Genomic DNA, 11,535 nt, shown 5'->3' on the forward strand with positions numbered 1-11,535 from the left:
TGCCAGCGTCTCCCGTGATCAGGCCGCGGGACGACGCGCATCGGCGCGCCGGAGCAGGCCGCCCATCCCGACGAACAGGGCGGCGGAGGCGGCCGCGTTGGCCAGGAAACCGGGATCGGCGGCGTAGAGGGCGGCGCCGGCGAGCGCGCCGACCGCGCCGCCGAGCTGAAAGGTGGCGTTCAGGATCGCGCCGAGGCTGCCGCGCTCCGCCGCCGGCACGACGGCCATCGCCCCCTGGAGCAGCAGCGCCGTGATCATGTCCCGGCCGAACGCGTAGGCCGCGTAGGCCAGCGTCTGGAAGGGCAGATTGCCCTGGCCGAAGGGGACGGAGGCGACGATGAGCGCGGTCGCGAGAACGACGCCGGTGCAGAGGCCGAGCGGCCTCGCGACGCGCTTGGCGACCCAGCCGGAGACCATCGCGCCCGCGAAGCCTCCGACCTCGCCCACGAACAGCATCGCCCCGATCACCGCCGGCCCCCGGTCCGGCAGGCCGTCTCGGAGGATCCAGGTCGGATAGAGGCCGATGAACGCGAAGGTGCCTGCGCTGCGTGCGACATAGGCCATGAGCAGCGGGCCCGTGCCGCTCGCGAGGGACAGGACGCGTTCGCGGTAGGTCGCGAGCGTGACCCGGCTCGCGGCGCGCCCCTCGCGCGGCGTCGAAGGAAGACGCGTCGCCGCGAGACAGAAGCCGCTCGCGAGGAGCGCGGCCGGAACGAGGGGCAGCTGCCAGGCCACGGCGCCGGCGAGCCGCACGCCGAGCGACATGGCGCTCATCAGGGCGACCGAGGCGGCGGTGATCGCGGCGTTGAAATTGATGAGGAAGAACGCTCCCCACAGCACGGCCACGGCGCGCATCGATGCGTCCTTCCCGCTGCGATCCCGCGGCCACGCGAGTCGTTCATCTTCCCTAACGTCAATAACATATCATGAACGTGGACCGGCGCACGGGTCGGACGACCGGACCGGCGATCCCGCCCTGCGTCATGGTGGGAGGCGGCGCGGGACAGGTCCCGCCCGGCTGCCTAATCGGGTGTTAACGATACCCCGCCTAACTGGTGGAGAGCAGCGGCCGCGGGCGGCGCGGCCCGCCTCCAACCAGCCAGCATCATGAGATCTTCGGGACGGCCCCCCTACCTCGAACCATCCGCTCGCCCGCTGCAGTCGATGCGCGGCGCGCCCGCTCCGGTTGCCCGCCGCGGGTTCTCGCTCGCGGCGGTCGCCGAGACCCTGATCCGCCTGAGGGCGCTGATCGCCCGGCGCCTCCTGGTGCCGGCGGCGCCGCAGCGCCTCGCCCTGCCGCCGCCGCCCAAACCCGCGGCGCTGAGCCCGCGCGCGACGCCGAGCTGGATGACGGAGCCCGCCCCGCGCCAAGCGCCGCCCTCGTGGTCGCCCGACCTCGTGCGCGCGGCGCCGCCCGCGCCGGCCGAGGCGCCGCCGGTCGCGACCCCGCCCGCCGTCGCGCCGCGGCAGGAGGTCGCCGAGGTCCCGCCCCCGCCGCGTCCTGCGGCGCCCCTCGACCATCTCCCCGCGCCGGCCGCCTTCGTCCCGGCACCGGCGCCCCCCGTCATGGCCGCGCCGCCCCCGCCGGCTCCCCCGCCGCGGCCTGTCGACCTGCCGCGGCACGCCGGGCCGGGCCCCGACATGGAGGATGCCTGGCTCGCGATCCCGCCCGCCGGTCCGGCCCGGACCGTGCTGACGCGGGTGCGCCGACAGGCCGAGGCCGCGCGGCGCGGCGAGGAGGCGCGGCCCGCGAGCCCGGCCCCGCAATCCGAGCAGCCCGCCGAGGCGCCGGTCCTGCGCTTCACCCGCACGCCCGACCACGTGCTGCAGGCGCGCCGCCGCAAGCGCGAGGAGGAGGCGCGGGCGCGCGAGGCCGAGCGCCTCGCCGCCGAGGAGCGCGACGCGGCCGCGCGCGAGGCGGCGCGCGCCGCCGCGGAGGCCGCCGCCGAGGCGGAGCGCCTCGCCGCCGAGGCCGCGTCGGTGCCGCCGGTCCCGCGCTGGCGCCAGCCCTACGTCCTGCCGCCCGGGGTGAAGTTCACCCGGACGCCGGACCACCTGCTGCGCCACGCCCCCGACGAGACCCCGCCCCCGTCGCCGCCCGCCTTAACGCCGGACGAATCGGCGCCGTGCGATTCCGCGCCGGACGAGCTGGCCGCCGAGCCCGCCGCGCCGGCGGAGGCCGCACCGGAAGCCGCGACCGCGCCCGAGGAGGCGCGGCCCGCCCCCGAGTCTCCCGCCGAGCCCGAGGCGGCCGCCCTCGCGGCGACCGATCCGGCTTGCGTCGCGCCGCCGGCCGTCCCGACCGGGGCGCCCGCCGAGGAGCCGGCTCCGGTCACGGCGGCGCAGGAGGAGACCGCCCCCGCTCACGAGCCCGCGCGGGCCGAGGAGCAAGCCCCGCCCGAGGAGCAGGCCCCGCCCGAGGAGTCGATCCAGGCCGAGGAGTCGATCCAGGCCGAAGGGGCGGCCCCGGAACCGCTCGGGCGAATCACGTTCCCCCTCGACATCTCCTACCTGCGCGCGCTGCCGCGGCGGCCGCTCTATTCCCTGGACGGGCTGCTGCGCCACGACTGGTCCATGCCCCTCGGGGTGGCGGAGGTGCAGGACAACCGCCCGGAGCCGGACGCCGCCGACCTCGCGGCGACCGAAGCCTCTCCCGAGGCGACGAGTGCCGCCGTCGCGGAGCCTCTGGCGGCGCCCGCGCCGGAGCCGGCCGGGGCCGCGCCGGCCGCCGGGATCGCCCCGGACCTCGCCGATCCAGCCCCGACGGAGCCGGTCCCGGCCGCCGTCGCGCCGGCCCCGGCCGCGCCCGCGGCGGAGATTCCGGCGCCGGCCGCACTCGTGCCGGTCCCGGCGCCCGCGATCGTCCCGGCCCTCCCGGCCGCGGAGGAGCCGGCCGCGGCCGAGATCCTGCCCGCGCCGCAGATTGCCGCGGTCGCGGAGCCCGTCGCCCTCCCCCCTGCCGAGAGCCAGGCAGCGACGCCCGAGGCCGCGACCGCGGCCGAGGCGCCCGCCCCGGCGGCCTCGGCGTTCGACCCGGCGGCCGCGGTCGCGGCCGCGCCCGAGGAGGCGCCGCCCCTCGCGCCCCTCGCCCTCACCCTCGTCCCCGCCGGCCCGGTGGAGCCGATCGTGCCCGGACGCCCGTGCGCGGCCGAGGCGCCGAGCGTGGTGATCGGCAACGAGGGCCTGGATTCGGATCTCGGCCTCGACGCGGAGGATCCGGAGGACGAGGACGACATCCTGGCCCTGGTACCGCTGCCGCCGCCGCCCAAGCGGCTCGTCGCGGCCGAGCCGGACGCGCCCTACGAGTTCCCGTCCCTGGCGCTCCTGGCCGAGGCGCGGGCCTCCGACGGGAGCAGCCTCGACGCGGACGTGCTCCAGGCCAACGCCGTGCAGTTGCAGCAGGTGATCCACGATTTCGGGGTGCGCGGCGAGATCCTGGCCGTGCGACCCGGCCCCGTCGTCACCCTCTACGAGATGGAGCCGGCGCCGGGCACCAAGTCGTCGCGGGTGATCTCGCTCGCCGACGACATCGCCCGCTCGATGTCGGCGATCTCCGCCCGCGTCGCCGTCGTCCAGGGCCGCAACGCCATCGGCATCGAGCTCCCCAACGCCAAGCGCGAGACCGTCTACCTGCGCGAGATCCTCAGCAGCCCCGCCTTCGCCGAGACCAAGCAGAAGCTCGCCCTCTGCCTGGGCAAGAACATCGGCGGCGAGGCGATCATCGCCGACCTCGCCCGCATGCCCCACCTGCTCGTCGCCGGCACCACCGGCTCGGGCAAGTCGGTGGCCATCAACACCATGATCCTCTCCCTCCTCTACCGCATGAAGCCCGAGGAGTGCCGCCTGATCATGGTCGATCCCAAGATGCTCGAACTCTCCGTCTACGACGGCATCCCCCACCTGCTCTCGCCCGTGGTGACCGACCCCAAGAAGGCGGTGATCGCCCTGAAATGGGCGGTGCGCGAGATGGAGGAGCGCTACAAGAAGATGGCGCGCCTGGGCGTGCGCAACATCGACGGGTTCAACGCGCGGGTGGCGGAGGCGCGCGAGCGGGGCGAGGTGATCACCCGGACGGTGCAGACCGGCTTCGACCGGGAGACCGGGGAGGCGGTGTACGAGGACGAGGTGATGGACCTCGGGGCGCTTCCCTACATCGTGGTGATCGTGGACGAGATGGCCGACCTGATGATGGTGGCCGGCAAGGACATCGAGGGGGCGATCCAGCGGCTGGCGCAGATGGCGCGGGCGGCGGGGATCCACCTGATCATGGCCACGCAGCGCCCGTCGGTGGACGTGATCACGGGGACGATCAAGGCGAACTTCCCGACCCGGATCAGCTTCCAGGTGACGAGCAAGATCGACTCGCGCACGATCCTGGGCGAGATGGGGGCCGAGCAGCTGCTGGGCCAGGGCGACATGCTGTTCATGGCCGGGGGCGGGCGCACGACGCGGGTGCACGGCCCGTTCGTGTCGGACGACGAGGTCGAGGCGGTGGTCGCCCACCTCAAGCGCCAGGGCCGCCCCGCCTACCTCGACGCCGTCACGGCGGACGAGGAGGAGGCGGCCGAGGCCGCCGCGGCCGAGACCGCAGTGTTCGACCAGGGCAGCTTCGCCGATCCGGCGGCCGACCTCTACGAGCAGGCGGTGGCGGTGGTGCTGCGGGACAAGAAGGCGTCGACGAGCTACATCCAGCGTCGGCTGCAGATCGGCTACAACCGGGCGGCCTCGCTGATGGAGCGGATGGAGAAGGAGGGCATCGTCGGCCCCGCCAACCACGCCGGCAAGCGCGAGATCCTGGTCGAGGCCCAGGCTCAGGCGGAGGAGGCATGAGGCGCCACCCGCAACGGCGGCCCGGCGTCCCATATTCGCCACAGGGTCCGTCTCTAACGGCGGGGCCTCGGCCGCGCCGCCCCACCGGCCTGCGCGCCGCCCCCCGCCCTCAGGGAGACACCTGCCGATGACCGGCCGCCCCCGCTCCGGCCCGCTCGCCCTCCTCGCGGCGCTCCTCTGCCTCGCCGGCGCGGCGCCTGCCCAGGCGCAGGTGACGTCCTTCCTCGACAGCCTGTTCGGGACCAAGCGTGACCAGGGCCCGCAGGCGCAGCCCGATCCGGCCCAGGCCGCTCCGAGCGGCGCGCCGGGTGCCGCGGGCGGCGCACCGACGCTGTCGCGCGCGCCGCTGCCGCCGCGGCGCCCCACGGCGCTCGGGGGCGCGAAGGCGCCCGTGGAGGGCGGCGAGACGGTGGCGGTCCCCGCGGCCGCGCCGGCCCCGGCCGCGCCGCCGCAGCAGGTCGCCGCCGTGACCACGCCGGCCGCCGTCGACCTCAGCAACCCCGCCGCGGTGGTCGAGCGGGCCAACGGCTACTTCAACAGCGTCTCGACGCTGACCGGCAACTTCGTGCAGATCGCGGCGGACGGCCGCAAGATCGGCGGCAAGCTCTACCTCGCCAAGCCCGGCCGCCTGCGCTTCGACTACGACCAGCCCTCGCCGCTCGAAGTGGTGGCGGACGGCACCTCGGTGGCGGTGCGCGACCGCAAGCTCGCGACCCAGGACCTCTACTTCATCTCGCAGACGCCGCTGAAATTCCTGCTGCGGGACAGGATCGACCTCGCCCGCGACCTCTCGGTCACGGATGTCTCGACGGAGCCCGGCGGCGTGCGCATCAGCCTGGAGGACCGCTCGACGCTGGGCGGCACCTCCCGCATCGTCCTCGTGTTCGACGAGGCGATGAAGAGCCTGAGCCAGTGGCGGATCACCGACCCGCAGGGCTACCAGACCACCGTGCTGCTCTCGAACCTGCAGCGCGGCCGGCCGATCGACGGCATGATGTTCGTGATCAATTACGGCCGGCCCGAGGACAAGGAGCTGGAGCAGCGCATGCGGCAGACGCAGCAGCGCTGAGCCCCCACCCGAAGAGCTGATCCGGTGCGCCTCACCGTCTCGACCTGGAACATCAATTCGGTGCGCCTGCGCATCGACCTCGTGCGGCGCTTCCTGGACGAGGCGCGGCCCGACGTGCTGTGCCTGCAGGAAACGAAGTGCCCGAACGACCGCTTCCCGCTGAAGGAGCTGCAGGGCTTCGGCTACCCGCACGTCGTGTTCGCCGGGCAGAAGGGCTACAACGGCGTCGCGATCCTGTCGCGGCTGCCGCTCCTGTCGCAGGAGGTGATGAGCTTCTGCGACCGGCCGGACGCGCGCCACATCTCGGCGGTGCTGGGGCCGGAGGCGGGCGAGGCGGCGGGGATCGTGCTGCACGACTTCTACGTCCCGGCCGGCGGCGACGTGCCGGACGCCGCGCTCAACGACAAGTTCGCCCACAAGCTCGCCTTCATGGACGAGCTGCGGGCCTGGGGCGGGAAGCGCCCGACCGGCCCGGCGATCCTGGTCGGGGACCTCAACGTGGCGCCCCTCGAACACGACGTCTGGTCGCACCGGCAGCTGCTCGACGTGGTGAGCCACACGCCGGTGGAGACCGAGCGGCTGGAGACGCTGCGGGGCGAGGCCGGATGGGTCGACACGATGCGCCATCTGCGGCCGGAGCCGGAGAAGATCTACACGTGGTGGAGCTACCGCTCCCCGGACTGGGCCGCCGCCGACAAGGGACGGCGCCTCGACCACATCTGGGTGACGGCCGATCTGGCCGGCAGCGTGAAGGCCGTGACGGTGGCGCGGCACGCGCGCGCCTGGGAGCGGCCGTCCGACCACGTGCCGGTGACCGTGGAACTCGACCTGTGATCCGGGAGCCGCTTGATCGCAGCGGATCCCGGATCACGAGCCCGCGCGGCGCCTGAGCGAAGACAACATCCGCCTTGCCGAAATGGGAGATGGCGAAGCAATCAGTCGGATTTCGTAGAAGACGCGCGGTCCAGTCCTCCCGTCCGCGGCCGCCCGCCGTCCCAGCCCAGCGCCCGGCTGATCGCGTCCGCCGCCTCCCGCACGGCGGCGGCGAGCGGCGGCACCCGCGCGTCGTCGAGGTACTGCATCGTGCTCGACACGCTCAGCGCCGCCACGATCGCCCCGCTCGCCGCGCGGATCGGGGCGGCGACGCAGCGCACCTCCGGCTCGTTCTCCTCCTCGTCGAAGGCGATCCCGTCCGCCGCGTAGGCGCGCATGCGGGCGAGCCAGGCCGCGAGGTCGCGGTCGCGCCGCGCCCCGCGCGCCTCCCCCACCGCGAAGAAGCCGCGCCAGCCCGCCTCGTCGAGGTCGAGGATCAGCGCCTTGCCGAGCCCCGTCGACCAGACCGGCTGGCGCTCGCCCACCCGCGAACTGATCTCGATCCGCCGCCGCCCGGGGATCTTGTCGAGGTAGAGCGCGAAGCTGCCGTCGAGCACGCCGAGATGGATCGTGTCCTCGCAGATGGCGGAGAGCCGCTCGAGATGGGGCCGCGCCACCCGCGTCAGCGCCACCGATTGCTGCGCCCGGAACCCGAGCTCCAGCAGCTTCGGCCCGAGGCTGTAGCCCTCGCGCGGCACGAAATTGAGGTAGCGCCGCTCGACCAGGCTCGCGGCGAGGCGATGGGTGGTGCTGCGGGTCGTGCCGAGCGCCGCCGACAGGGCCGCCAGATCCGTGGCCCCCGCCGCCACCGCCTCCAGGACGTCGAGGCCGCGAAGCAGCGTCTGACTTCCCGGCGCCGGCCCGCGGCCCGGCGTTGACGCCTTCCCGGTCATCCGCGTATGATCCCACATAAAGAAACTGAATCCCAATATATGGGATTTTGTACCGCCCGCCATCGGGCATCGGGAGGAGATCGCGACCGTGATGTCGCAGGCCGGCGGGTTCCGCCAGCCCCTCCTGGCGCCGGGCGGGCTCCCGCGCCACCAGCCAGGATCACCGCGCCATGAAGCTCTTGCGTTACGGCCCCGCGGGCCAGGAGAAGCCCGGCCTCCTCGATGCGGAGGGCCGCCTGCGCGACCTGTCGGGACACGTCGCCGAGATCGGTCCCGACACGCTCTCGCCCGCCGGCCTCGCGGCGCTCGCCAAGCTCGACCCGGCCGGCCTGCCCCGCGTCGAGGGCTCGCCGCGGCTCGGCGTGCCGCTCGCCGGGGTCGGCAAGTTCATCGCCATCGGCCTGAACTACGCGGACCACGCGGCCGAATCGAACCTGCCGATCCCCAAGGAGCCGGTGGTGTTCACCAAGGCGATCAGCTCGCTCTCCGGTCCCAACGACCCGGTGATGCTGCCGCGCGACTCGGTGAAGAGCGACTGGGAGGTCGAGCTCGGGATCGTGATCGGTCGCCGCGCCGCCTACGTCGAGCAGGCGGAGGCGCTCGACTACGTCGCCGGCTACTGCGTGGTGAACGACGTCAGCGAGCGCGAGTACCAGATCGAGCGCGGCGGTACCTGGGACAAGGGCAAGGGCTGCGACACGTTCGGGCCGGTCGGGCCCTGGCTCGTCACCGCGGACGAGGTCGGCGACCCGCAGAGCCTCGACATGTGGCTCGATCTCAACGGCCGGCGCATGCAGACCGGCAACACCCGGACGATGATCTTCCCCTGCGCGGAGATCGTCTCCTACGTCAGCCGCTTCCTCACGCTGATGCCGGGCGACATCATCACCACCGGCACGCCCCCGGGCGTCGGCATGGGCATCAAGCCGGAGCCGGTCTTCCTGAAGCCCGGCGACGTGATGACGCTCGGCATCGAGAAGCTCGGGACCCAGCGCCAGGACGTGGTGGCGTGGCGCCGGCAGGAGGGCTGAGGCGATGACGCCGTCCGATCGATTCCAGGGCCGGCGCGCCATCGTCACCGGCGGCGCCTCCGGCATCGGGCTCTGCGTCGCCGCGCGGCTCGCCGCCGAGGGCGCGGCGGTCAGCCTGTGGGACGTGAACGCGGAGGCCCTCGGGCGCGCCCGGACCGAGGCCGGGGCCGCCGACGTGCAGGCCCTCGACATCGCGGACCCGGCCCGCGTCGAGGCCGCCATGCAGGCGAGCGTGGCGGCCCTGGGCGGGCTCGACGTGCTGGTCTGCAGCGCGGGCATCACCGGCCCCAACGGCCCGGTGCGCGACTACCCCGTCGAGGCGTGGCGGCGGGTCTTCGACGTGAACGTCCACGGCCTGTTCTACTGCAACCGGGCCGCGGTGCCGGTGCTGGAGCGGACGGGCTACGGCCGGATCGTCAACGTCGCCTCGATCGCCGGCAAGGAGGGCAACCCGAACGCCTCGGCCTACAGCGCCTCCAAGGCGGCGGTGATCGGCCTGACGAAGTCGCTCGGCAAGGAGCTCGCCAGGACCGACATCCGGGTGAACTGCGTCACCCCGGCGGCGGTGCGCACCGCCATCTTCGACCAGATGACGCAGGAGCACATCGACTTCATGCTCTCGAAGATCCCGATCGGCCGCTTCGGCACGATCGAGGAGGTGGCCGCGCTGATCTGCTGGCTGGCGAGCGAGGAGGCCTCCTTCTCGACCGGCGGCGTCTTCGACGTCTCGGGCGGCCGCGCCACCTACTGATCCGGCGCCGCGACCCGCCGGCCATCCCACGACATCGCAGGGTGCGGGGCGCGGTGCCCCGCGCCCTCCCGGTTCCGCCCGCCCGCGCCGCGCTCCGAGCGGCGCGCGCGGCCGGCCGCGCGTCCGGCGGAGGGCCGGGCCCGGCCGGATCCGTTCAGGAGCGCCCCATGAGTGCGGCCCATGAGTGCGGCCCATCTCAGCCTGGCGGGCGCCGGCGATGCCGGCGCGGACGACCCGATCCGCCAGCGCGTGCTCGGCAAGCTGCGCACGCGCATCGTCCTCTACTGCTTCGTCCTCTTCATCATCAACTATCTCGACCGGGTGAACGTCGGCTTCGCGGCGCTCCACATGAACCGGGATCTCGGCTTCTCGTCCACGGTCTACGGGCTCGGCGCCGGCATCTTCTTCCTCGGCTACATCGCCTTCGAGATCCCGAGCAACATGATCATGCACCGGGTCGGGCCGCGGCGCTGGATCGCCCGGATCATGGTGAGCTGGGGGCTCGTCTCCTGCGGGATGGCGGCGATCCAGGGCGAGACGAGCTTCTACCTGATGCGGTTCCTGCTCGGCCTGGCCGAGGCGGGCTTCGTGCCGGGCGTGCTGCTCTACCTCACCTACTGGTTCCCGGCCCGCGACCGGGCCAAGGCGACGGCCGGGTTCATGACGGCGACCGTGCTCTCCAGCGTGATCGGCGCGCCGCTCTCGGGCTGGATCCTCTCCGCCAACCCGACCTGGTTCGGGCTCGCGGCCTGGCAGTGGCTGTTCATCCTCGAGGGCGCGCCCGCGATCCTGCTCGGGATCGTCACCTACCTCTACCTCGTCGACCGCCCGCAGGACGGGCGCTGGCTCGACGCGGAGGAGCGCGCGTGGCTGATCGCCACCCTCGCGCGCGAGAACCGGGACGTGGCGCGGACGGGCTCGCACGAATTCGCGGCGATCTTCCGCGACCCGCGGGTCTGGGTCCTGACGCTGATCTACCTGTTCAACGCGGTCGCGGTGTACGGGGTGGTGCTGTGGCTGCCCCAGATCGTGCGCAGCATCGGCGGCCTGTCCGATTTCCAGACCGGGCTCGTCACGGCCCTGCCCTTCGCGGTCGCGGCGGTCGGCCTCGTCGTGGTCGCGCGCAGTTCCGACCGCACCGGCGAGCGCAGGCTCCACACCGCCCTCGCGGCCCTGTGCGGCGGCGTCTTCCTGGGCCTGAGCGCGCTCGCCCCGAGCCCGCTGGCGGGCCTGCTGCTGCTCTGCGTCGCGGCCTTCGGGGTCTGGGCCGTGCTCGGCGTGTTCTGGACCCTGCCGACGCAGTTCCTCACCGGGGCGGCGGCGGCGGGGGGCCTCGCGATGATCAACGGCTTCGCGCAGGTCGGGGGCTTCGCCGGCCCCTACCTGGTCGGCTGGATCAGGGACGCCACCCAGAGCTTCACGCCCGCACTCCTCACGTTGGCGGCCGGACCGGTGATCGCGGCTTTGCTCTGCTTCGCGCTGCGGCTGCGGCCGGCCGCGCCGTGACGAAACCGCGCGTGCCGCACGCGACGGGAGAGTGGCGCGGCGCCCCGGATCGTGTATAGGAGGAAGCCCCCGCCAGTGTATGGCGGGGCTTTCGGCTTTGGACGACCGCGCTGGACGACATCCCGGCCCGGCCGAATCCGAAGCGGGAGCGGCTGTCGAGGGCCGCGCCCATCCTGAACCCTGACCAGAAGGACACGCGATGTCGATCACGGCAGAGCGCAAGACCGCGCTCATCAAGGATTACGCCCGCGGCGGGACCGACACCGGCTCGCCCGAAGTGCAGGTCGCGATCCTCACCGAGCGGATCGCCAACCTGACCGGGCACTTCAAGACCCACACCAAGGACAACCACTCGCGCCGCGGCCTGCTCAAGCTGGTCTCGCAGCGCCGGTCGCTCCTCGACTACCTGAAGCGCAAGGACGAGGGGCGCTACCGCACCCTGATCGAGCGCCTCGGCATCCGCCGCTGAGGCGCTCGCGACGCGGCCCGGATCCCCGGGCCGCGTTTTCGCTTGGGGGTCCGCGGACCCGCCGAGCGCGGCCGCCCCGGCCTCCGAGGCCGGCGGCGCGCCCTGAGTGGGCC

General features: G+C 73.8%; 9 protein-coding genes. 7 read left to right on the top strand and 2 right to left on the bottom strand.

Annotated elements, in window-relative coordinates; all coding sequences use genetic code 11:
* Positions 1-18: 18 nt before the first annotated feature.
* Positions 19-855, bottom strand: a complete 837-nt coding sequence (locus tag M446_RS23605; protein WP_012334623.1) for an MFS transporter — start codon at positions 853-855, stop codon at positions 19-21.
* Between the two features lie 309 nt (positions 856-1,164).
* Between M446_RS23605 and M446_RS23610 the strand changes: the two genes are divergently transcribed.
* The 3 genes from M446_RS23610 to M446_RS23620 all read left to right on the top strand — a co-directional run bounded on the left by M446_RS23610 (position 1,165) and on the right by M446_RS23620 (position 6,733).
* Positions 1,165-4,830 (top strand): DNA translocase FtsK, encoded by a 3,666-nt coding sequence (locus M446_RS23610; protein ID WP_012334624.1) that lies wholly within the window; start codon positions 1,165-1,167, stop codon positions 4,828-4,830.
* 127 nt (positions 4,831-4,957) lie between these two features.
* Entirely contained in the window at positions 4,958-5,899 is a 942-nt protein-coding gene (locus M446_RS23615) for an outer-membrane lipoprotein carrier protein LolA (protein ID WP_012334625.1), read from the top strand.
* Positions 5,900-5,923: 24 nt separating this feature from the next.
* A complete protein-coding gene (locus tag M446_RS23620) occupies positions 5,924-6,733 on the top strand; it encodes an exodeoxyribonuclease III (RefSeq protein ID WP_012334626.1) in 810 nt (269 codons plus the stop codon).
* 101 nt (positions 6,734-6,834) lie between these two features.
* Here M446_RS23620 and M446_RS23625 read toward each other — a convergent pair whose 3' ends face one another.
* Positions 6,835-7,665 carry an IclR family transcriptional regulator gene (locus M446_RS23625; protein WP_012334627.1) on the bottom strand — a complete coding sequence of 277 codons (831 nt, stop codon included), beginning with the start codon at positions 7,663-7,665 and terminating at the stop codon, positions 6,835-6,837.
* Between the two features lie 170 nt (positions 7,666-7,835).
* Between M446_RS23625 and M446_RS23630 the strand changes: the two genes are divergently transcribed.
* The 4 genes from M446_RS23630 (at position 7,836) to rpsO (ending at position 11,422) form a co-directional block, all read left to right on the top strand.
* A complete protein-coding gene (locus tag M446_RS23630; RefSeq protein WP_012334628.1) occupies positions 7,836-8,696 on the top strand; it encodes a fumarylacetoacetate hydrolase family protein in 861 nt (286 codons plus the stop codon).
* Positions 8,697-8,700: 4 nt separating this feature from the next.
* Positions 8,701-9,447 (top strand): SDR family NAD(P)-dependent oxidoreductase, encoded by a 747-nt coding sequence (locus M446_RS23635; RefSeq protein ID WP_012334629.1) that lies wholly within the window; start codon positions 8,701-8,703, stop codon positions 9,445-9,447.
* 180 nt (positions 9,448-9,627) lie between these two features.
* The gene (locus tag M446_RS23640; protein ID WP_012334630.1) at positions 9,628-10,953 is read left to right on the top strand and encodes an MFS transporter; all 1,326 of its coding nucleotides are present in this window, start codon (positions 9,628-9,630) and stop codon (positions 10,951-10,953) included.
* Positions 10,954-11,152: 199 nt separating this feature from the next.
* On the top strand, positions 11,153-11,422 hold the full coding sequence (rpsO, locus tag M446_RS23645) for a 30S ribosomal protein S15 (protein ID WP_012334631.1): 270 nt from the start codon (positions 11,153-11,155) through the stop codon (positions 11,420-11,422).
* Positions 11,423-11,535 lie beyond the last annotated feature (113 nt).

Origin of the sequence: Methylobacterium sp. 4-46 (assembly GCF_000019365.1) — a bacterium.
Classification (GTDB): domain Bacteria; phylum Pseudomonadota; class Alphaproteobacteria; order Rhizobiales; family Beijerinckiaceae; genus Methylobacterium.